The sequence below is a fragment of the Neisseria blantyrii genome, assembly GCF_962747855.1.
In the GTDB taxonomy this organism is placed as follows: domain Bacteria; phylum Pseudomonadota; class Gammaproteobacteria; order Burkholderiales; family Neisseriaceae; genus Neisseria; species Neisseria viridiae.
The window spans coordinates 1-21,893 of the sequence record NZ_CAUIZY010000003.1 but is presented as its reverse complement, the minus strand read 5'-3'; the positions used below and the strand labels follow the sequence as shown (position 1 = coordinate 21,893).

General features: G+C 51.8%; 19 protein-coding genes, 2 tRNA genes and 1 pseudogene. 11 read left to right on the top strand and 11 right to left on the bottom strand.

What is annotated here, in order from left to right; genetic code table 11:
- Nucleotides 1-60: 60 nt before the first annotated feature.
- Complete coding sequence (locus tag Q9J80_RS03760) at nt 61-1,728, bottom strand: surface lipoprotein assembly modifier (RefSeq protein ID WP_301672743.1); 1,668 nt, start codon at nt 1,726-1,728, stop codon at nt 61-63.
- 113 nt (nt 1,729-1,841) lie between these two features.
- Nucleotides 1,842-2,891, bottom strand: a complete 1,050-nt coding sequence (locus Q9J80_RS03755) for a factor H binding protein domain-containing protein (RefSeq protein ID WP_301672742.1) — start codon at nt 2,889-2,891, stop codon at nt 1,842-1,844.
- Between the two features lie 157 nt (nt 2,892-3,048).
- Here Q9J80_RS03755 and Q9J80_RS03750 point away from each other — a divergent pair, with 157 nt between their 5' ends.
- The 5 genes from Q9J80_RS03750 (at nt 3,049) to Q9J80_RS03730 (ending at nt 7,723) form a co-directional block, all read left to right on the top strand.
- The gene (locus Q9J80_RS03750; protein ID WP_250314160.1) at nt 3,049-3,417 is read left to right on the top strand and encodes a transcriptional regulator; all 369 of its coding nucleotides are present in this window, start codon (nt 3,049-3,051) and stop codon (nt 3,415-3,417) included.
- A gap of 206 nt (nt 3,418-3,623) precedes the next feature.
- Nucleotides 3,624-4,244 carry a lytic transglycosylase domain-containing protein gene (locus Q9J80_RS03745; RefSeq protein ID WP_301672741.1) on the top strand — a complete coding sequence of 207 codons (621 nt, stop codon included), beginning with the start codon at nt 3,624-3,626 and terminating at the stop codon, nt 4,242-4,244.
- Between the two features lie 108 nt (nt 4,245-4,352).
- A complete protein-coding gene (locus Q9J80_RS03740; RefSeq protein WP_301672747.1) occupies nt 4,353-5,735 on the top strand; it encodes an MFS transporter in 1,383 nt (460 codons plus the stop codon).
- 3 nt (nt 5,736-5,738) lie between these two features.
- Nucleotides 5,739-6,275: a single-stranded DNA-binding protein gene (locus Q9J80_RS03735; RefSeq protein WP_301672740.1), complete on the top strand. Its 537-nt coding sequence runs from the start codon at nt 5,739-5,741 to the stop codon at nt 6,273-6,275.
- Nucleotides 6,276-6,799: 524 nt separating this feature from the next.
- The gene (locus tag Q9J80_RS03730; protein WP_304672724.1) at nt 6,800-7,723 is read left to right on the top strand and encodes a DMT family transporter; all 924 of its coding nucleotides are present in this window, start codon (nt 6,800-6,802) and stop codon (nt 7,721-7,723) included.
- Between the two features lie 76 nt (nt 7,724-7,799).
- Here Q9J80_RS03730 and fumC read toward each other — a convergent pair whose 3' ends face one another.
- Together fumC and tkt are read right to left on the bottom strand one after the other, a co-directional pair.
- Nucleotides 7,800-9,188 (bottom strand): class II fumarate hydratase, encoded by a 1,389-nt coding sequence (gene fumC / locus Q9J80_RS03725; protein WP_304672723.1) that lies wholly within the window; start codon nt 9,186-9,188, stop codon nt 7,800-7,802.
- 148 nt (nt 9,189-9,336) lie between these two features.
- Nucleotides 9,337-11,316, bottom strand: coding sequence for a transketolase (gene tkt / locus Q9J80_RS03720; RefSeq protein ID WP_304672722.1), 1,980 nt, complete (start codon nt 11,314-11,316; stop codon nt 9,337-9,339).
- 555 nt (nt 11,317-11,871) lie between these two features.
- Here tkt and ccoG point away from each other — a divergent pair.
- Together ccoG and Q9J80_RS03710 are read left to right on the top strand one after the other, a co-directional pair.
- A complete protein-coding gene (gene ccoG / locus Q9J80_RS03715) occupies nt 11,872-13,368 on the top strand; it encodes a cytochrome c oxidase accessory protein CcoG (RefSeq protein WP_196428787.1) in 1,497 nt (498 codons plus the stop codon).
- 2 nt (nt 13,369-13,370) lie between these two features.
- Entirely contained in the window at nt 13,371-13,919 is a 549-nt protein-coding gene (locus tag Q9J80_RS03710; protein ID WP_118792238.1) for a FixH family protein, read from the top strand.
- A gap of 210 nt (nt 13,920-14,129) precedes the next feature.
- Here Q9J80_RS03710 and Q9J80_RS03705 read toward each other — a convergent pair whose 3' ends face one another.
- The 3 genes from Q9J80_RS03705 to Q9J80_RS03695 all read right to left on the bottom strand — a co-directional run bounded on the left by Q9J80_RS03705 (nt 14,130) and on the right by Q9J80_RS03695 (nt 16,032).
- Nucleotides 14,130-15,305, bottom strand: a complete 1,176-nt coding sequence (locus tag Q9J80_RS03705; protein ID WP_118792237.1) for an NAD(P)H-dependent flavin oxidoreductase — start codon at nt 15,303-15,305, stop codon at nt 14,130-14,132.
- A 558-nt stretch (nt 15,306-15,863) separates the two neighbouring features.
- A tRNA-Glu gene (locus tag Q9J80_RS03700) sits at nt 15,864-15,938 on the bottom strand.
- A gap of 17 nt (nt 15,939-15,955) precedes the next feature.
- Nucleotides 15,956-16,032: transfer RNA gene (locus tag Q9J80_RS03695), tRNA-Arg, on the bottom strand.
- Between the two features lie 117 nt (nt 16,033-16,149).
- Between Q9J80_RS03695 and Q9J80_RS03690 the strand changes: the two genes are divergently transcribed.
- Both Q9J80_RS03690 and Q9J80_RS03685 read left to right on the top strand, forming a co-directional pair.
- Entirely contained in the window at nt 16,150-17,535 is a 1,386-nt protein-coding gene (locus Q9J80_RS03690; protein WP_301672736.1) for a 3'-5' exonuclease, read from the top strand.
- A 109-nt stretch (nt 17,536-17,644) separates the two neighbouring features.
- Nucleotides 17,645-17,791 carry a hypothetical protein gene (locus Q9J80_RS03685; RefSeq protein WP_239991665.1) on the top strand — a complete coding sequence of 49 codons (147 nt, stop codon included), beginning with the start codon at nt 17,645-17,647 and terminating at the stop codon, nt 17,789-17,791.
- A 70-nt stretch (nt 17,792-17,861) separates the two neighbouring features.
- On the opposite strand, the pseudogene Q9J80_RS10880 reads toward Q9J80_RS03685, so the two are convergent.
- Nucleotides 17,862-18,081: pseudogene (locus tag Q9J80_RS10880) on the bottom strand (hypothetical protein).
- Here Q9J80_RS10880 and Q9J80_RS10875 point away from each other — a divergent pair.
- Nucleotides 18,066-18,194, top strand: coding sequence for a hypothetical protein (locus Q9J80_RS10875; RefSeq protein WP_308017661.1), 129 nt, complete (start codon nt 18,066-18,068; stop codon nt 18,192-18,194). The pseudogene Q9J80_RS10880 and the gene Q9J80_RS10875 overlap by 16 nt on opposite strands.
- 52 nt (nt 18,195-18,246) lie before the next feature.
- Here Q9J80_RS10875 and Q9J80_RS03675 read toward each other — a convergent pair whose 3' ends face one another.
- From Q9J80_RS03675 to Q9J80_RS03665, 3 genes are all read right to left on the bottom strand, one after another.
- Nucleotides 18,247-18,669: a hypothetical protein gene (locus Q9J80_RS03675; protein WP_239991664.1), complete on the bottom strand. Its 423-nt coding sequence runs from the start codon at nt 18,667-18,669 to the stop codon at nt 18,247-18,249.
- Nucleotides 18,666-19,445, bottom strand: a complete 780-nt coding sequence (locus Q9J80_RS03670; RefSeq protein ID WP_301672746.1) for a ferredoxin--NADP reductase — start codon at nt 19,443-19,445, stop codon at nt 18,666-18,668. Before Q9J80_RS03670 ends, Q9J80_RS03675 begins: the two co-directional genes overlap by 4 nt.
- 637 nt (nt 19,446-20,082) lie before the next feature.
- Nucleotides 20,083-20,259, bottom strand: a complete 177-nt coding sequence (locus Q9J80_RS03665) for a hypothetical protein (RefSeq protein ID WP_167435370.1) — start codon at nt 20,257-20,259, stop codon at nt 20,083-20,085.
- Nucleotides 20,260-20,512: 253 nt separating this feature from the next.
- Here Q9J80_RS03665 and dinB point away from each other — a divergent pair, with 253 nt between their 5' ends.
- Nucleotides 20,513-21,571 carry a DNA polymerase IV gene (dinB, locus tag Q9J80_RS03660; RefSeq protein WP_301672745.1) on the top strand — a complete coding sequence of 353 codons (1,059 nt, stop codon included), beginning with the start codon at nt 20,513-20,515 and terminating at the stop codon, nt 21,569-21,571.
- Nucleotides 21,572-21,893: the final 322 nt, after the last annotated feature.

Below are 21,893 nucleotides of genomic sequence, written 5' to 3'. Positions count from 1 at the left end.
GTATGTTTCCGACAGCAAAAAAATGCCGTCTGAAAAACGTTCAGACGGCATTTTTTGCGCTTATTTGAAATCCTTTTCCACGCTCATGAAAATCTGCGTGTTTTTGCGTGTGTAAAAACTTTTCATATTGCTGTCGATTTTCAGATAGCGGAAATTGAGTTGCGGCGTAAAGCCCTTCCAAGAGATTTTGTCGTGCCACAACGACAGGTTTGCCTGATATTCGTGGTCTTTACGCGGGAAGCGGTACACAATGGTCCCAGGTGCATCAAAAGTCCTGTGGGTATAGCGCAGGTTTGCCCGCAGACCCAAGCCGCCGTCGAACGTTTTGACCGCGCCGACACGCAAACCCTTGCGGACGGAAGCCTGTTCCGCCTCTTTCGTCATGTCGTGCGACCAGTCCGCACCGCCGTAAAGCAGCCAGTCTTTCGGCGCGGAATACATCAGCGTCGCGCCCGCCAGAGGCATATGGCTGTCGTATCGGGCGGCGGTGCGGTCTTCCTGATAACGCTTCCACATATTGCCCGCGTTTAGTGTCAGCCGCCAGTGTTCGCTCAAGCGTTGGGAGAAATCGGCATTGAAGCCGCCGACGAAATTGTATCGGCTGCCGCCTAAGAGGTTTTGCTCGACAAACGGCACGATGCCGAACGAGCGCGTTACCGAACGGTTTTTATAGCCGAACGACAGGCGCAGGCTCTGTTCGCTGAAATCTTTGTTATCCCAATAATGCACGCCGCCGCCGCTGATGCCGCCGTAGAGGAAATGATGCCCGCCCGCATTGATTTCGCGCGACACGCCCAAGCCGTAGCGCAAACCGTGTGCCTTTTGCGGCAGGCTGTCGGCGGTTTTTGTCCAGCTTCTGCCCGCAAATTCAATCGTTTTTTCGGACGAAGCGTTATTCACATTGTCCGTTTGCTCGTATTGCAGCGACACATCAGGCTTCCAGCCTTGAGCCTTGTCTATGGCGGCAAGATAGCGGTCGGCAAGCTGCTGCATCGGCGGCTGCAAATCGGGTTTCGCCCGCTCCAATTCCGCCTTCGCCTCGCGGTACTGTTTGTTTTCAAACAGCATTACGCCCAAATCGAAACGCGGATACGCCAAATCGGGCTGTTGCGCCAAAATGCCGCGATACAAAGCCACCGCCTCGTTATGGCGCAACTGGCTGCGGCGCAAACCGCCCAGCGCGTAATCGTGCAGAACCGGATTGAAATCCGGCAGGGCGCGATAGCTTTCCAGCAGCGTTTGCAGCGTGTCCCAATCGCGGGCGACGACGGCGCGGTTGATCTGCTCTTCCAAACCTGCAAGAGAGGCATTGCCGTCTGAAACGGCTTCGGCGGCTTCTCCGGCTGCAAGGGTTTCAGACGGCATGGACGCACCCGTACCGAAAGCCGCCTCGTTGGAAAACTTCTTATGCGTCGCCACAGGCTTAATTTCGGTCTCTTCCGCCTTGCCGACAGGCGCAACAACAGGCGCGGCAGCCCGCTTCGACGCGGCATGCTGCAACAGGCGGAAGGCATTGTCGATCTGTTCGTCAAAAGATGGGGCATAGGAAGCAAGCGGCAGAACCGGAATTTCCGTTTCGTCAGCCCTTTCAAGTCTTTCGGCAGGCACTATCCTATCGTCGAACTTGCCGTCCACGAACACCTGTTTCGACACGGGTATAGGTAAAATGGGCGTTTCGGCAACGGCCGCCGTCGGCACGGACAAAAGAAGCAAAGCAAATTTTTTCATAAGTCAAACAGTTTCAGGGCAAGGGACCGGACGGGCAAACCGCGCAGTCAAATGGTCGAAATGCCGTCTGAAAGACCGTTTCCGGTTTCAGACGGCATTTGCATTAGGCGGGGTTAACGGGAATGGGAGCCGGCAAAGCCGATTTCGCCGTTATTAACCGTACCGACGATTTCTTCGGCATTCGGACCGAAGAAGCCGAGTTCGTAATCACCTTTATTAGAAGAACCTTTAATACCGTAGCCATTAATTTCGGTGTTATCGATTTCGTTGGTATGTCTAGCTTCTTGGATAGACGCTTCAGACAGATTGATGTCGCTGCCGATTCCGGTAATTTTACCGCTGCCTTTTCTGCTGCCAAAATCAACAGAATACGCCAATGTGCCTTGGCTTGCGCCATCGCTTGCAACACCTGAGTAGTCAAATTTGCCCGCAGTAGGCAAATTTTGGGTAGCTTGTCCTTTAACCAAGATATAAGTATCGTTAAGATTTTCAGATTTATCGACTTCTGGACCTCTAACTGTTACATTGGTCGGGCTGATACCCGCAATTAAAGAATAGTTTTGGCGGTAAATATGGGCTTTACCGCTTCGGGTAACGGTGTAATCGTTGCCTTCGGCACGTGCAATGGCGGTTTCTTGGAAGGCTTGATTAAGCTCTAATTTTTTGATCGGGTATCCGGATAAATTAATATCGCTGCCGCTGCTGGGTTGATTGCCCAGTGTTACTTTGTATGATTTCAGAGTAGCAGTAGTTCCCCGTCCTCCGATTTCTTGTGCCAATTTTTGAATATCCTCATTAGCATTATTTCTTAATCCTTGATATGAAACCGAAAAATCAACGCGAGGTTGAGGATTATTGGCGGCAGTGTTGCCGCTATTGTCGGACAGTTGCGTTGCAGTATTGCCGCTGTTGTCGGACGGTTGCGTTGCAGTTGCGCTGTTGTCGGATGGTTGCGTTGCAGTGTTGCCGCCGTTGTTGGACGGTTGCGCTACGGTGTTGCCGTTGTCGTTGGCAGCGGACGGTTGCGTTGCAGAGTTGCCGCCTGCTGCCGCTTGGGTGCTTGCGCCGTTGTAGTAATAATTGTGGTAAGTCCTAGTGGTCTTACAAGCCGCCAGGCTCAAGGCAATTATGCTCAATGCGAAAACTTTGTTCAAAGTCATCATAAATCCCCAAAATTTCAGAAATTAAGTAAATAAGTTTATGGTTGTGTAAACCGCTTCCCATTATGCCTATATTTACTTTCACTGACAACAAAATTGTTAATGCTATCAATTATTCTGTTTAAAGAAGGCAACAGTCGGCTATTCATAATCCGCCATTATGCATACCGAACAAGATAAAACCGATTTCAGTGAACGTTTGAAAACAGCAATACGCCTCGCGGGTTTGGACGAGCTGTCCAATGCCAGCCTCGCCAACCGCTTCAACCTGCGCCATCCCAATCAGCCTGTCAGTACGCAGGCGTTCCACCATTGGCTGGTCGGCAGGTCGATTCCGACTCCGGATAAAATCGAGACGCTGGCAAAATGGCTGGATACCAGCGCGGAATGGCTGCGCCACGGCAGGCTCTCCGGCACGGAAGGTGCGGCTTCGCCGCAAGAAGCCCTGCTGTTGAAATATTTCCGCCTGCTGCCGCCCGAAAAGCGTGATGCGCTGATGGTGCTGCTGCACAATCCGGACGACAGATAGCCGGTGAAAACGGGAAATGCCCGGGCGGTGTTGTCTGTGCCTGTTTGGACAAGCGTTCTTGAGAGCGGTAAAATCGGGATTTGCCTGAAAAGGGCAGGGCGATATGCCGTGCTTGGATTTTGTGCGCGGTTTTTCGCGTTGAAAGCAATTATGTCTGTTTGAATATTTAATGCCGTCTGAAACGTCCGGACGCGCCCCCGTTTTCTATGAAAAAACCGACCGATACTCTACCCGTCAATCTGCAACGCCGCCGCCTGTTGTGTGCTGCCGGCGCACTGTTGCTCAGCCCGCTGGCACAAGCCGGCGCGCAACGTGAAGAAACGCTTGCCGACGATGTGGCTTCCGTGATGAGAAGCTCTGTCGGCAGTATAAATCCGCCGAGGCTGGTGTTTGACGATCCGAAAGAGGGCGAGCGTTGGTTGTCAGCCATGTCGGCACGTTTGGCAAGGTTTGTCCCCGATGAGGAGGAGCGGCGCAGGCTGCTGGTCAATATCCAGTATGAAAGCAGCCGGGCCGGTTTGGATACGCAGATTGTGTTGGGGCTGATTGAGGTGGAAAGCGCGTTCCGCCAGTATGCAATCAGCGGAGTCGGTGCGCGCGGTCTGATGCAGGTTATGCCGTTTTGGAAAAACTACATCGGCAAACCGGCGCACAACCTGTTCGATATCCGCACCAACCTACGTTACGGCTGCACGATTCTGCGCCATTACCGAAACCTTGAAAAAGGCGACATCGTCCGCGCACTTGCCCGTTTTAACGGCAGCCTCGGCAGCAATAAATATCCGAATGCCGTTTTGGGCGCGTGGCGCAACCGCTGGCAGTGGTAGGCGTATTGTGCCGCAACCGAAATACGGCGAATCCTGTATAATCCGAGAATCTGTTCACTGGAAGTTCAGACGGCATTGCAACTGTTGATGCCGTCTGAAAAATTATTTATGGCAAGAGACAACCGCATCCAAATGTTTCCGCACGAATGGCGCGCCAGTACGACGCTTTCCGGCGTGTACGCGCTGCGTATGCTGGGTATGTTCCTCGTGCTGCCCGTATTGGCGGTGTATGCCGCCTCGCTGCCCGGCGCGGAAGGCAACAAAACGCTGGTCGGGCTGGCAATGGGCATTTACGGGCTGACGCAGGCATTGCTGCAACTGCCTTTGGGTATCGCTTCCGACAAGTTCGGGCGCAAGAAAACCATTTATGCGGGGCTGATTGTGTTTGCAGCGGGCAGCTTCCTTGCCGCCGCCGCCGATACGCTGCCCATGCTGGTCGCCGCACGCGCCATACAGGGTGCGGGAGCGGTCAGTGCGGCGGTTACCGCGCTGCTGGCGGATTTGACGCGCGACGGCGTACGTACCCGCGCAATGGCGATGATCGGTTTGAGTATCGGTCTGACGTTTTCGGTCAGCCTCGTCGTTGCCCCTGTGATTGCCGACGCGGTGGGCGTGCGCGGCTTGTTCCTGCTGACCGGTATTTTGACCGTCATCAGCATCGGCGTGGTGGCGTTTATGACTCCCGACCCGGAGGTTTCCAAGCTGCATGAGGACACGCAGGCGCAGCCTTCGCGCATAGGCGAAGTTTTGAAAAACCGCCGGCTGCTGACGCTCGATTTCGGTATTTTCGCCCTGCACGCCGCACAAATGGCATTGTTTACCGCGCTGCCTTTCGCGATGACCCAGCTCGGTTTGGAAAAAATCCAGCATTGGAAAGTCTATCTTCCTTCTACCGTTGCCGGTTTGGTGGTAATGGTTCCGCTGATTATCATCGGCGAGACGCGCAACAAGCTCAAGCAGGTTTTTGTTTTGGGTATCGTCTGTATTGCGGCGGCGCAGCTCGGTTTGCTGTCCGGTATGCGCTCGGTGGGTCTGATTACCGCTTATTTGGTTGTTTACTTTATTGGTTTCAATGTGTTGGAGGCCAGTTTGCCGTCTATGGTTTCCAAAATCGCGCCGTCTGACCTGAAGGGTACGGCGATGGGCGTGTACAACACGATGCAGTCGCTCGGACTGTTTGCCGGTGGCGCGGCAGGCGGCTTGCTGTTTCAAAAATACGGCTTTTCCGGCGTGTTTGCCTTTTGCAGCATATTGATGCTGCTGTGGCTGGTAATTGCCGTTTTATCGCCCGCGCCCAAGCCCGTCAAAAACCTCAGTTACCCTGTCGGCGGCGTGTGGCAGGGCAATCAGGACGGCTTGCAATGCGCCTTGTCGCAACTCGAAGGCGTGGAAGACATCGGTTTCAGTTTCGACGGGCAGACCGTCTATCTCAAAGTGTTGCAGAAGGGTTTCGATCAGGCTGCCGCTGAAAAAATCATCACAGGAGTTTAAAAAATGTCATTGAACAAAGTCATCCTTATCGGCCGCCTCGGACGCGATCCCGAAGTGCGCTATATGCCCAACGGCGAAGCCGTCTGCAATTTTTCAGTTGCTACCAGCGAAACTTGGAACGACCGCAACGGCCAGCGTGTAGAGCGTACTGAGTGGCATAACATCACCATGTACCGCAAACTGGCCGAAATTGCTGGGCAATACCTCAAAAAAGGTGGGCTGGTTTATTTGGAAGGCAGAATCCAAAGCCGCAAATACCAAGGCAAAGACGGCATCGAACGCACTGCTTACGATATTGTCGCCAACGAAATGAAAATGTTGGGCGGGCGCAATGAAAACAGCGGCGGCGCGCCTTACGAGGAAGGTTACGGTCAGAGTCAGGAGGGCTACCAACGTTCTGCGCCGCAAAGGCAGCAAGCTTCTCCTGCTGCCCCGTCTTATCCCCAAGAAACACACGAAGAAACACCTGCCGCGCCGCGCCGCCAACCCGTGCCGGCCGCCGCCCCGGTCGAGGACATTGACGACGACATCCCGTTCTGAATTTTACGGCAGCACATCCTCGCGGAGGGAAATCATAAAGGATGGAGAAACCTTAAACCTTACGGGGCAGGGTTTCTCTTTTTTGCATTTGTGTCGGCTTGTTGCCGCCCCTTGCGTTGGGCGGAACGTTGCGATTGCGCCGTTCTGGCGTTTTGAGGCAGTGATGCCTGCCGCACGCCCCCGCTGTTTTCAGACGGTATAGTGGATTAACAAAAATCAGGACAAGGCAACGAAGCCGCAGACAGTACAGATAGTACGGAACCGATTCACTTGGTGCTTCAGCACCTTAGAGAATCGTTCTCTTTGAGCTAAGGCGAGGCAACGCTGTACCGGTTTTTGTTAATCCACTATATTTTAAAATTCAGGCGGTGTTTCCAAATAGCGCGAAGCAATAGTCGGGCTTCAGCCGGTTTGTTTGAAATCAAAAGGTTGGAATCAAACGCCAAACGCTTGAACCATCATTGCCCGATGCGGCAAACCGGCATCGTCCGGCAATACGGTTGTTTAAAAATGGGGAAATCAGGATGGAAAACCAAAGGCCGCACCTAGGCTTCGCGTTGGCACTTTTGGCGGCGATGACGTGGGGGACGCTGCCGATTGCCGTGCGGCAGGTATTGAAGTTTGTCGATGCGCCGACGTTGGTGTGGGTGCGTTTTACCGTGGCGGCGGCGGTATTGTTTGTTTTGCTGGCATTGGGCGGGCGGCTGCCGAAGCGGCGGGATTTTTCTTGGCGGACGTTTAGGCTGTTATTGCTCGGTGTGGTCGGTATTTCGGCAAACTTTGTGCTGATAGCCCAAGGCCTGCATTATATTTCGCCGACCACGACGCAGGTTTTGTGGCAGCTCTCGCCGTTTACCATGATTTTTGTCGGCGTGGTGGTGTTCAAAGACAGGATGACTGCCGCACAGAAAATCGGTTTGGTTTTGCTGTTAATCGGTTTATTTATGTTTTTCAACGATAAATTGGGAGAGTTGTCGGGTTTGGGCGCGTATGCGCAAGGCGTGTTGCTGTGTGCGGCAGGCAGTACGGTTTGGGTATGTTACGGCGTGGCACAGAAGCTGTTGTCGGTACAATTCAGCTCGCAACAGATTTTGATGCTGATTTATGCGGCAAGTGCCGCCGTGCTCCTGCCTTTTGCCGAACCAGCGAACATAGGCGGTTTGAAGGGCGTGGCGGCATGGTCATTCTTTGCCTATTGCTGCATGAATACGTTGATCGGTTACGGTTCGTTCGGCGAGGCATTGAAACACTGGGAGGCTTCCAAAGTCAGTGTGGTTACGACCCTGATTCCTGTTTTTACCATGATGTTTTCCATACTCGGACACCATCTTCTGCCTGATATTTTTTCCGCACCGGATATGAATGGTTTGGCTTATGCCGGTGCTTTCGTCGTGGTAGGGGGTGCGGTCATGGCGGCAGTCGGAGACAGGCTGTTTAAGTACCGGTAATGTATGCGATAGTGTGCTTATCACGGAAAATGCCGTCTGAACGAGGTTTCAGACGGCATTTTATTTGAGGGAAAGATTAGCGCGGATGAACCATATCGGCAGGAACGACCAACTCATCAAACTCTTCGCCCGTCAACAAGCCCAATTCGATGGCGGTTTCGCGCAGCGATTTGTCGTTTTTATAAGCGGTTTTGGCGACTTTGGCAGCGTTTTCGTAGCCGATTTTACGGTTTAACGCAGTAACCAGCATCAGGGAATGGTGCAGGAAATAGTCGATTTTTTCCGGTACGGGCTCGATGCCGACGGCGCAGTGTTCGTTGAAGCTGTTGCATGCGTCGCCCAGTAGGCGAATGGATTGCAAGAGGTTGTAGGCGATAACGGGCATATAGACGTTCAGCTCGAAATTGCCCGACGCGCCCGCCATGCCGATGGTAACATCGTTGCCGAACACTTGACAGCACACCATGGTCATCGCTTCGCATTGGGTCGGGTTGACTTTGCCCGGCATGATGGACGAACCCGGCTCGTTTTCGGGGATTTTGATTTCGCCCAAACCGCAGCGCGGGCCGCTTGCCAGCCAGCGGATGTCGTTGGCGATTTTGTTCAGGCTTGCCGCCAGCGTTTTCAATGCACCCGAAGCGGCAACGGCAGCATCGCGTCCGCCCAAGGCTTCAAATTTGTTCGGCGCGCTGACAAACGGCAGGCCGGACAATTCGGCAAGTTTGGCGGCGGCTTTTTCGGCGTATTCGGGATGGCTGTTCAAACCTGTGCCGACTGCTGTGCCGCCCAAGGCGAGTTCGTACAAACCTTTGAGCGCGTCGTTCAGACGGCCTAAGCCGTGGTCGAGCTGGGAAACGTAGCCGGAAAATTCTTGACCCAAAGTCAGCGGCGTCGCGTCCTGCAAGTGGGTGCGGCCGATTTTGACGATGAGGGCGAATTCTTTGGCTTTTTTGTCCAATGTATCGCGCAAGGCTTTTACCGCCGGAATAAGGTGGCGGTTGATTTCAATCGCGGCGGCGACGTGGATGGCGGTCGGGAACGCGTCGTTGGTCGATTGTGCGTGATTCACATGATCGTTGGGATGGACGGGCTGATACGCCGCCAAACCCGTACCGGCGATTTCGTTGGCGCGGTTTGCCAGCACTTCGTTCATGTTCATATTGGACTGCGTACCGGAGCCGGTCTGCCAAACCACTAAGGGGAATTGCCCGTCGAGCTTGCCGTTCAACACATCATCTGCCGCCTGCGTAATCAAATCCGCCTGTTCGGGCTTAATCCTGCCGAGGGAAACATTGGTCGCGGCTGCGGCTTTTTTTACCAGCGCCAAAGCATAAATCAGCGGCTGCGGCAGGGTTTCGCCGCCGATTTTGAAATTGTTGCGGCTGCGCTGGGTCTGCGCGCCCCAATAGGCTTCGGACGGGACTTCGACATTGCCCATGGTGTCGTGCTCGGTACGGGTGCTCATGCGTTTCTCCTTTTTAAATGTAAATAAGAGTAATTCGCAAATATTATAATGGAGATTGGTGGGATGAGAAAGCATTATGGCAGCGAGAATATAAAAATGCCGTCTGAAGCCCTAATTGGTTTCAGACGGCATTTGTTTAGGTGTGGGGTTACAGAACTGATTTCACCGTATCAACCACATTGTCCACGGTAAAGCCGAATTCTTTGAAGAGTAAGTCGGCAGGGGCGGATTCGCCGAAGCGGTTGATGCCGACGACTGCGCCGTTCAGACCGACGTATTTGTACCAGCCGTCGGCGTGTCCGGCTTCTACGGCGATGCGCGGCAGACCTTCGGGCAGGACGGCGGCTTGATAGGCGGCGTCTTGGCGGTCGAATACGTTGGTGGACGGCATGGAAACGACGCGCACGGCGATGTTTTGCGCGGCGAGTGCTTTTTGCGCTTCCAAAGCCAGCTCGACTTCGGAACCGGTGGCAATGATGACGGCTTGCGCGTTGCCTTGGGCTTCGCTGATGACGTAGCCACCGCGTTTGATGTCGTTCAGTTGTTGTTCGTTGCGCGCTTGGAATTTCAGGTTTTGACGGCTGAAAATCAGGCAGGACGGGTGATCGGCGGCTTTGACGGCTTCTGCCCAAGCGACCAGAGATTCGGCGGTATCGCACGGACGCCATACGTCCATATTCGGAATCAGGCGCAGGGTGGCGGTTTGCTCAATAGGCTGATGGGTCGGACCGTCTTCGCCCAAACCGATGGAATCGTGGGTGAACACGAACACAGGGTTGATTTTCATCAGTGCCGCCATACGCAGGGCGTTGCGTTCGTATTCGCTGAACATCAGGAAAGTTGCGCCGAAGGGTTTTACGCCGCCGTGCAATACCAAACCGTTTATAATCGCGCCCATACCGAACTCGCGCACGCCGTAGTGGATGTAGTTGCCGCCTTTGTCGCGGGTAACGGAGACGCTGTTTGACCAGTCGGTCAGGTTGGACGGGGTCAGGTCGGCAGAACCGCCCACCAGTTCGGGCAGCTCTTTTGCCAAGATTTCGATGCTGTTTTGGCTGGCTTTGCGGGTAGCGATGGTTTCGGCTTTGGCGCACACTTCTTTCAATGCCGTCTGAACGTAGGTGTCGAAATTGTCCGGCAGTTTTTTATCCATGCGGCGCACGAATTCTGCGGCTTCGGCAGGATATTTGGTTTGGTATTGCGCGAACAGTTCGTTCCATTCGGCTTCCAGTTTCGCGCCTTGTTCTTTGGCATTCCACGCATCGTAAATTTCTTGCGGGATTTCAAAGGCGGGGTAAGTCCAGCCCAGATGTTTGCGCGTGGCTTCGATTTCGTCCGCACCCAAAGGTGCGCCGTGGGTTTTGTGGCTGCCTTCTTTGTTGGCACTGCCTTTGCCGATTAAGGTTTTGCAGCAGATGATGGACGGTTTGCCGGTTTCGGCGCGTGCGGCTTCGATGGCCGTCTGAATGGCGGCGGTGTCGTGGCCGTTTACGTTGGGAACGACGTGCCAGCCGTAGCTTTCAAAGCGTTGCGGGATGTTTTCGGTAAACCAGCCGTCCACTTTGCCGTCGATGGAAATATTGTTGTCATCATATAAAACAATCAGTTTGCCCAAGCCTAATGTGCCGGCGAGTGAGCAGGCTTCGTGCGATACGCCTTCCATCAGGCAGCCGTCGCCCATGAAGACGTAGGTGTAGTGATCGACGATGTTCAAACCGTCTTTATTAAATTCGGCGGCAAGGATTTTTTCCGCCAATGCCATACCCACAGCGTTGGCAATGCCTTGTCCCAACGGGCCGGTCGTGGTTTCCACGCCGTCGGTGTAGCCGTATTCGGGGTGGCCGGGGGTTTTGCTGTGCAGCTGGCGGAAGTTTTTCAGGTCTTCAATGCTCAGGTTGTAGCCGGTCAGGTGCAGCAGGCTGTACAACAGCATGGACGCGTGGCCGTTGGAGAGGATGAAGCGGTCGCGGTTGTAGAATTTGGGGTTGGCGGGGTTGTGATGCAGGAATTTCGTCCACAATACTTCTGCCATTTCCGCCATGCCCATAGGCGCGCCAGGGTGGCCAGAATTTGCTTTTTGAACGGCATCTGCGGAGAGGAAGCGGATTGCGTTTGCCAGTTGAGACATTTTGTATTTTCCTTGCTGGTGTTTTGGATAAGTGGATGGTCAGACGGCGTTGATTATCGCCCGATTCGTATATGCTTTCAAGAAAAGGAGGAGCGGGCGGTACGGCTGTGCCAGAAGGATATATGCTCCGGGTATCGGGATATCGGTTTCAGCTTGGATGTGAAAGGTGTTTCTATACTTTTGAAAACAAAGTGTTACAAATTATTTATTAAATAAATAGTGTTTGTTTATGATGGGGTATCGACGTTTTTTGCAGTCATTTGCCTATTTATTTCTTACCTGTTGTTTTTTAATTATATTCAAATAAGGAAGTTTTCAGCATATATGGCTTTGTCCGTGAAGGGGAGGTGCATTTGGGGCGGTATTGTTCGGATATTTATCTTTTTGCGTATCAATAAGTGCATAAAGTTGTACAATAGCAAGAGTGTATTTTGAGAAAAATATATTTTCTGAAAATATCAAAACGTAAAGACATCAAAAAAAGCAAAATGCCGTCTGAAAAGAAAACAGTAGCCACGACGGACAAACCATTAATCAAAAATCAAGGAACGTAGCATGACCACGGAAAATCAAGCCGGTAATCCGGAACCCGAGCACAGCCCGTCCGAAAAAACAAAAGCCGCACCGAAAGTGAAAAAAACGTTTGATCCGCGTGCCAGCGTGATTCAAATCCATCCCGAAGGCGAACGCATCCATCCGAAAAAAGCGGAAGGGCGGTTTGCCAAATTGCGTATCGCCGCCGTATTGGCGACGCAGTTTGTGTTTTACGTCATTCCGTGGTTCAACTGGAGCGGCAGGCAGGCTGTCGTTTTCAATATCCCCGAACGGCATTTCTTCATTTTCGGATTGTCGTTGGGGATGGGCGATTTGATTTACCTCGCTCTGCTGCTGATGATTTGCGCCTTCGGGCTGTTTTGGTGGACGACGATTGCAGGGCGACTGTGGTGCGGCTATTCCTGCCCGCAAACGGTTTACACCGAAATTATGCTGTGGATTGACAACCTGGTCGAAGGCGATAGAAACAAACGGCTGAAACTGGAAAAATCGCCGTGGAATTTCACTAAAATCCGCATCAAAGCCACCAAATACCTGTTGATTTTCCTTGTTTGCGCGTGGACGGGCATCACGTTTGCAGGCTGGTTTGTCCCCATCCGCCAGTTCGTTCCCGATTTATTCACCGGAGTAGCAGGCGGCGGCGCAATGTTTGCCGCAGCGTTTTACGGCTTTATGACCTTCTTCTTCGCCCACATCATGCGCGAAAAAGTATGCCTGCATATGTGCCCGTACGCACGTTTCCAAAGCGCGATGTTCGATAAGGACACGCTGATTGTTTCTTATGACGCGGAACGCGGCGAACCGCGCGGAGCCCGCAAGAAAACGGTCAACAAGGAAGAGGCGGGTTTGGGCGACTGCATCAACTGTGCGATGTGCGTCCAAGTCTGCCCTGTCGGCATCGACATCCGCAACGGTCTGCAATACCAATGTATCGGCTGCGCCGCCTGTATCGACGCGTGTGATGAGATTATGGACAAAATGGGCTATCCGCGCGGATTAATCCGTTATACGACCGAAAGCGCGCTGGAACACGAATATTCCGAAAAAGACATTAAAAAACGGCTGCTCAGACCGCGCGTGGCAGGTTACGGCGCGGTGTTGGCAGTGGTTATCGCCGCCTTTTTGGTCGGTTTGTCCACGCGCAAAATGGTCGAAGTCGATATTTTGAAAGACCGTGGCGTAATGGTGCGCGAAAACGCCAAAGGCTGGCTGGAAAACGCATATAGCCTGCGTATCATCAACAACAGTGAAAAAGAACAGCTGATTACCGCAAGTGTCAAAGGATTTGACGAAATAGCCCTGACCGGGCTGCCTGAAGGCGGTATAAAAGTGGCTCCGCGCGAAACAGTAACCCTTCCCGTCCAAGTGTCTACCATTCCGGAATACGCGGACAAAGGCAGTCATCCTATCGAGTTTATCTTCCAATACCGCGAAAGCGGTGCATCAGACGGCAAGCCGGTTGTTTTGGAAGAAGACGCAACCTTTATCGGAGAATAACCGTGTCTCAAAACAATCCAATCAAGCCTTGGTACAAACACGTCTGGCCGTGGGTCTTGATGGCGGGTCCGATTTTTGTCGTCATCGCCAGCGTCGCCATGTTTTTTGTCGCACAGCAGCACGCGACAGATTTGGTTACGGACGATTATTATAAAGACGGCAAGCATATCGACATCCAGCTTCATCGGGATGAAGAAGCCGTCAGACGGCATATCGGGGTGCAGGTCCTCATTTCTCCCGATATGAATGCGGCAAAAGTGTTTGTCAGCGGCGAGTTTGACGGCAAACAGCCTTTGAACCTGCTGCTGATGCACCCGACCCGTAAGGCAGACGATCAAACCGTCGCCCTCAAGCCAGTCGGCAGCGCGCAGAACGGCAGGGCGGAATATGAGGCGGTGTTCAAAACCCTTCCGCCGACCAACCACTGGTATGTGCGCGTGGAGGACGCGGCAGGCGTGTGGCGCGTCGAGAACAAATGGATTACCAGCCAAGGCAATGCGGTCGATCTGACCCCGATGGATAAACTTTTCAATAATGCCGGAAGCAAATAAAAAAGCCGTGTTTTTATTGCATTGGTTTGCCAGATGTAATGCCGTGCAGGCGTTATTTAATCATTCGGCGTGATGGTCTGATTTATCGGACGAAAATAAATGTATCTCATCCCATTTATTTTTCAACACTATTCCGGAACACAACCTGAAAAACGCCGTCTGAAAGGCTTTCAGACGGCGTTTTGTTTGCAAATCAGATCCTACCTGATGTCAGCGTCCGAGCGTTGCAACAGGTTCGCTCCCCGTCAGCAGATATTGTATCGTCTCACGGACGGTGCGTATGGCATTACCGAAGGGCAGCGGGTCTTTACCTCTGAAGAACAGGCCTTTATCTACTTCTCCACGGAATGCGGCAGCAAGCTGGATATCAATACAGAATTGCCCTGCTTTGGAAAGCCCGTCGCGCAGGCCGCAGCTGGTCAGGCAGTTTAATCCTTGGGTACAGCGGCGCGGGTCGGCTTTGGCGTTTGCCTGAAGTTTGCTTTCACGCTTGATGTAGCTGTCTAGGAATTTGGTGCGGACACCGCGCGCCGGCAAACCGGCAACAGACATAAATTCGACTACTTTTTCAGTTTCCGCACCGGCGAGCGTTTTTTTGAAGTTAAGGTGCGCATCTCCTTCTTCGGTAACGGCAAAAGCCGTACCGATTTGAACGGCGGAGGCTCCCCAGTTCTTTAGGGCGGTTTTGACTTTTTCAAAATTTGCCATGCCTCCCGCAAGAATAAGCGGGATTTTTTCGCTTTCTAGCCCTAAACTTTTGAAAACTTCAAACGTTTCCTCAATCACGCGTTTGAAGTCGAATTTAGCATCGTTTACGCCTTCAACGGTTGATGCACCCAAATGTCCAGCCGCGTGGGCAGGATGTTCGACTACAATCGCATCGGGCAATATGCCTTTTTTCATCCAACGTTTCAAAACGATATTGATGCCGCGCGATTCGGATAGAATCGGCAGCAGGGCAACATCTTTATGATAGCCCTCGGTCATTTCCGGCAGGTCTAAAGGCAGGCCGGCACCCATCACGACTGCATCCGCCCCTGATTCGCAAGCCTGGCGGACATACGCGGCGTGGTCTTTGACCGCCTTCATCACGTTGACCGCAATCAGCCCTTTCCCCTCTGAAGCACTTTTGGCTTTTTGGATTTCCCTGTCCAATGCGGTACAGTTCAAAGACGTATATTTCTCCTCGCTCGGATTGATTTGGGATTCGGTGAGCAAGTCTTCGTGAAGGTGGCGTAAATCTACACTGGCAATCGTTCCGATACCGTTTTCACGCGCCACCGCGCTGGATAAACCCGATGCGGAAACACCGACCCCCATACCGCCTTGCACGATGGGGATAAGGGATTTTCCACGAATAATCAAAGGGTCAAAAATATTCTGCATCAGTTTCTCCGAGTATACGAATCAGTCAGGCTCATGAAAAATGGTCCTAACTGTTTTAGAACCATTGCTCAAATTTGGTATTATACTCTAAATATTGCAGCGGTAAACAGAAAAGCAGAAGGAGCTTCGGGCATATTCTGTTACGCCTGTTTCAATCGGGAAAGAAAATATTATAGTGGATTAACAAAAATCAGGACAAGGCGACGAAGCCGCAGACAGTACAAATAGTACGGCAAGGCGAGGCAACGCCGTACTGGTTTAAAGTTAATCCACTATAAATTTGATGATGGCATAAAAAAGCCCTAGTCAGTTGCTGTCAAAGGGGATTGTTAAGAAAAGCAATGCCCCTTTGATGGGGTGCGATATATCAGGCGTTTCAATCGGGTAAAATGTTGAACGGACACCGCATTCGGTTATGTGATATCGGTTTGCACGGCAAAGGTTTGAATATGATTCGATTACGTCTGAGATTCTGATGAAGGGGGTAGGTAAAGATATGGTAACGAGTTGCCGAGGCAATAAAAAATCCCCGAGGGATAATCTCGGGGATTTGGAATTTGGCACGCCCACGGGGAATCGAACCCCGGTTACCGCCGTGAAAGGGCGATGTCCTAACCGCTAGACGATGGGCGCATATTGTATTTTCTTACTGGCGCACCCGGAGCGATTCGAACGCCCGACCCTCTGGTTCGTAGCCAGATACTCTATCCAACTGAGCTACGGGTGCGCTGCAAGAAAGATTTGAATTCTAGGGTAATCATCGGATTCTGTCAATTGTTTTGTTGGATGAAATGCCTTAAAAGTGTAAAATATCGGTTTGTTGTTTGAATTTAAAGAGAATAAAATGATTGTTGCTTCTCGCTGGCCCTTGCTGGAAAAGGTATTTTTACGGTTTGGAATGCCTGTTGCCGTGGTTGATTTGGAATCGACGGGTGGCAATCTGTATGAAGACAGGGTAACCGAAGTGGCTTTGGTCAAGTTTGAGCAGGGAAGGGTGGTGAGGCATGAGTGGCTGGTTAATCCTCAAAAACCTATTCCGCAGTTTGTGGCGGGGCTGACGGGGATTTCAGACGGCATGGTTGCCGACGCACCTGTTTTTGCAGAGATTGCTGGCGAGTTGTTTTCGGTATTGAAGGGTTGTGTGCTGGTTGCGCATAACAGCCGTTTCGACTATACGTTTTTAAAGCATGAGTTTCATCGTGCGGGTATCGGATTCTCATCGCCTGCTTTGTGCAGTGTGCAGCTGTCCCGGTGTCTGTATCCGCAATTTTACAAGCACAGCCTGGACAGTATCATCGAAAGGTTGGGGATTGTTGTGGAAGACAGGCATCGTGCGATGGCGGATGTATCGGCATTGTGTGATTATTTGGAATACAGCCTGTCGGAACACGGGGTTGAGGCATGGATTAGGCAGTGTTTCCGTTTGATGAATCCGAAACCGCTGCCTGCCGCGCTGCCCGAACGGTTGAGGGAACAGTTGTACGGTTTGCCTGACGGTATGGGGGTGCTGGCTTGTTTCGACGGCGGAGGAAAAGTAAATTACATCGGTACGTTTGAACGGGTATATAGCGAGGTTTCGGCTTTATTGGATTCCGGAAAAGCCCCGTTTGATTGGTGCAATACGGAGGAAGTCCGTTTTTTTCCTGCATTGGGCAGCCTGCATGCATATAAGATTAAAGCGGAATTGGTCGGGCGTTATCATTCGGGTTGTTATGTGTCTGCCAAAAATCTGCTTAAAACATTTACGACAGTCAGGTTTGAAAAAGGTTCAGACGGCATGTTGAATGCGAAAACAGCGGCTTTGAAAAACGGTGTGGCGGATAATCCGCCTACCGGATTATTTGCCAATAAAAAGGCGGCGAGACGGGCTTTGTCGTCGTGGGCGGAAACATACGGATTGTGTCCTGCCGCAGCCGGTATCCTTCCGGACGGTTATGCAGAGGATGAGCCTTGTCCCGTATATGTTTCAGGCCGATGCGATAAGGCGTGCGGCCGTTCTGACGAACAGGTTTTGGCGTGTGCACACAAGTTGCCTGTTTTGGATTGGGGAAAAATGCATGAGGTGGAAATTACCGAAACCGATCCTTTAACGGGGGAAAAAGTCGTTCTGCATGGAATGGGCGGCGCATTGGAAATGGATGATGGGCTTTGGTATTTCGATAAAGATTTACCGGATGTGTTTAAGGCGAAGTTTAAAACGGACAGGAAAAATATTAAGGAAATCGGTTAAATTGATATTGCTTGGTGAAAGCCGGTAAGTATGTAAACAGCCGTCACCGTATCGATTGCCTAATCGGTTTGTGCAGGTGTGCTGCCGTTTGCAGATAATGTATCCGAAAATGCCGTCTGAAGGCTTCAGACGGCATCTTTGCCGACGCGGTTTTCGTGCCGTGTCGGTTTTGCCCGTCCGTCCCGAGGCATCGGACGGGCAAGGCGGGTTCGTTTTGGTGTGGCGGCTGGGTCGGGGCAGGCGGCGTGGGTCTTGATTGCGGTTTTTAGGTTTGGGGTCGGTAAAAAATGCTGCACCCTACGGGCAGGCTTCGCACTCTGAAGGCTTCAGACGGCATTTGTTTTTTCTATCCAATCGAGGAACTGCCGCCATTTTTCCAGAGGCATATCGGCCCGCCGCGTTTCGGTATCGGGTTCGGCTTCATAGTGGCAGGTTTCGGTAAGGACGGCGGCAAATCGGGCTTTGTCTGCCGGTTTGCCGTCGAAAAAAATAAAATCGTAAAGGGTGATGCCGTTTTCGGAATGGCGGTAATGCCCGCCCGGGCATTCGCCGTCTGCCTGCCTGTGGATTGTGGCAATCAGACGGGGATGGCGGCAATGGGTAATGAAACGGCTTGCGCCGTCTTGCCCGATAATCCATTCGGGGTAGCGGTTGAATAGTGCGGATCTGTTCATTTTGTTCGGGGGATAAAGCCCCTCGCGGGGCTTGTGGTCAGGCAAATTTGAATATCAGTGCCAACACGGCGGCGATGGCGGTAACCAGCCCGGTTGCCGCCATCATGGGATACCATCGGGATTCTTGGGCTATTTTTACCGATTCGGCGTTGATTTTGTGCGCGTCGGCAATGATTTTGGCGATTTCGGCATCTATTTCTCTTAACCCGGCGCGTTTCATTTCTTGTTCGATTATGTTCATTGTATTTCCTTTCGTTTTTGGCGGTTGCCGCCGCTTGTCGGATGGCAGGATGCCGTCTGAAATTTTTTTAGGCGGTTTTTTGTTTTTGCGGGGTTTGGCTTTTGTTCGGCAAGGGGCGGCGTGGTTGCGGCGTTCGTCGGTAATGATGCCGCGCCGGACGGCGTAGTCCCATATTTGGGTGAGGACTTGTTTTGTGCGGGGGGTAGGGTAATTTTTCAAAAACCGTTTTCCATCATGATTTGACCGGGAATGCGGTTGCGGTGCATGGCGTAACCCATGTCGAGCAGCGTTTGGAAGGTGTCTTTGACCATTTCCGGGTTGCCGCAAATCATAAACCGTGTGGATTCCGGGGTGAACTTGGTATGCAGCGCCTGTTCGATGCTGTTGTTTTTTAAGAGTTCCGGAATGCGTTTTCCGCCTAAGCCCGAGGGGTTGGCGGCACGGGTGGTTACGGGGACGAAACGGAATTTGTGCAGGTATTCGCCGACCAGAGGGTGTTCGGAAAGGGCGGCGAGGCGGCTGTTGAAAATCAGTTCTTCCGAGAAGGAAACGGAGTGTATCAGGCTGATGGTGTCGAAACGCTGCCAAATTTCGGGTTGCTCGAGAATGGAAAGGAAGGGGGCGATGCCCGAGCCGGTGCAGAGCATCACCAAATCCTTGCCGTCGGGGAAGCGTTCGGGCAGGAGGAAGCCAGTGGCATTTTTATCGAGCAGGATGGTGTTGCCCTGTTGCATTTTGGCGAAACGGGCCGACATGGGGCCGTCTTGGATGAGTACGGCAAAATATTCGAGCGTGTCGGCATATTCTGCGGAAACGATGGAGTAGGCACGCCAAATAAAGCCTTCACCTTCGTAGAAACCGAGTCGGGAGAACTGTCCGGCTTTAAAACGGTAGGATTCGGGACGGCTGATGGCGAAAGTGATGAGTTTCGGCGTGTGGTGTTTGACCCACAAAATCTTTTCTTCAGTGAATTTTGCTTCGGGCGAGGCTGCCATGTTGTTGTCCTTGAGTGTGTTTGTGGGGATTATAGCCAATTCGGGTGTTTTTTTCCGCATTTCCTGTATTTGAGTGGCAATCAGGCAATATGCCGTTATCCGTTTGCCTGTTTCCAACACCCTATTTTTGCATCTCTTCACGGATTTTCTCCTTAACCCATTGGGAAAAGTTGACTTTATCTACAAAATCCAATAACGCTTGTTCGGTATCGCGGTTAAATGAAACCCCGCGATGCGCCCGCTTTTCCTTTTCGTATCTCTTTTTTTGATTCGGCTATTTTGTCTTCTTCCACAGGCATACTCCTTGATTTTTTATCGGATTGCGTTAAAATGGCAGCAGGTTTGAATCGGAAGGGGCGCGGTGTTCTGCCACCCCTTTGTTTAAAAGCTATTTTCTAATTACATTCCTGCGCGGTTGCAATCAGAAAAATTATCAGCAATATAAACAGTTTCCAATTCATTTTGCTGCTCCTTTCCATTCAGACTTAACTTGCCCCGATTGGTTGCCGCCTTTCGGGGCTAAGTGCTTTCTGAATGGTTGCATTATATTTCGTTGTTACGAAAAAAAAGTCAAGCCTTACCTCCGATAAAATCAAAGAACAATGCCGTCTGAAGCCCTGTTCAGACGGCATTTATGTTACTTGAGCCGATTTTTAAACTCTTTTCGGATTTGTTCTTTAACCCATTGGGAAAAATCAACTTTATTTGCAAACTCAAGTAAATCTTTCTCGGCTTCGTTGTTAAAAGAGACATTTTTTATCGTCCTCTTGGCTGCCGCCCGTTTGCGGTATTCGGCCAGTTTTTCATCAACCATAGGTAATCCTTGATTTTTAAAACTATTGTAGTAAAATGGCTCGTAGAAAGGTTGGCGAAAGGGGCGCGGTGTTCTGCCACCCCTTGTTATTTCAGTTTTTCATTAGTAGGCTGGAGCGCAAACTAACAAAAGAAACAGGAATAAAATAACTTTCGCCATTTCTTCAAGCCTCCTTTCTATCCGATAAGCCCCCGATGTTCCAGCATCGGGGCTTTGCTTTATCGGATGGATGCATTATATTATGTATAGACATATGCCTTCACGCAAAATCATCCACATCGACATGGACGCGTTCTACGCATCGGTAGAGCTGCGCGAACAGCCTCATTTGAAAGGGCGGCCGGTGGTCGTCGCGTGGGAAGGCGCGCGTTCGGTGATTTGCGCCGCATCGTATGAGGCGCGGCAGTTCGGGCTGCATTCCGCGATGTCGGTGGCAACGGCGAAAAGGCTGTGTCCGCAAGCGGTGTATGTGCCGCCGCATTTTGATTTGTACCGTCAGGTTTCCGCGCAGATTCATGCCGTATTCAGGCGTTATACCGATTTAATCGAACCCCTGTCACTGGACGAAGCCTATCTTGACGTTACCCGTAATTTCAAAAACATCCCATATGCCAGCGAAGTTGCCAAAGAAATCCGTGCCGCCATTTTTGTGGAAACGGGTTTGACCGCATCCGCAGGCATCGCGCCGAACAAATTTCTGGCGAAAATCGCGTCGGACTGGCGCAAGCCGAACGGGCAGTTTGTGTTGCCGCCGCACAAAGTCGCGGCATTTTTGGAAACCCTGCCTTTGGGCAAAATCCCCGGAGTGGGCAAAGTCACGTTGAAAAAAATGCAGTCACTGGGTATGCAGACGGCAGGCGATTTGCGCCGTTTCGAGCGCGGCGAGCTCTTAAACCATTTCGGACGCTACGGTTACCGCCTCTATGATTTGGCGCGCGGTACGGACGAACGCCCAGTCAAAGCCGAACGCGAACGCCTCCAAATCTCCACAGAAATCACCCTGCCTGAAGACCTGCCTCTCGAGCAGGCTGCCGGACACCTGCCCCATCTTGCCGAAGACCTGTGGCGGCAAATCACGCGCAAAAACGTCGAAGCCCAAAGCGTAACGCTCAAGCTGAAGACCTACGATTTCCGCATCATCACGCGCACGCTGACTTATTCCTCCGTATTGCCCGACTGCGCAGCTCTGCTGCAGGCTGCGCAAATGTTGATGGCGCGCGTCCCGCCGCAGACGGAAGACGCGTTCCGCCTCATCGGTATCGGTGTCGGCCGCCTTGTGCCGAAAAATCAACAGCAGGGCTTGTGGGCGTAAACCGATTTACCATGCCGTCCAAAAAACATGCCGTCTGAACGGTTTTCAGACGGCATGGCTGCTTTATAGTGGATTAACAAAAATCAGGACAAGGCGACGAAGCCGCAGACAGTACAAATAGTACGGAACCGATTCACTTGTTGCTTCAGCACCTTAGAGAATCGTTCTCTTTGAGCTAAGGCGAGGCAACGCCGTACTGGTTTTTGTTAATCCACTATACTTAGTATTTTTTTATATCTATCTTTTAGATATTCACTTTTTGTTTCACTATATTTCAAACTGAAGTATTGAATCAATTCTGACTTATACATCATAGGTACAA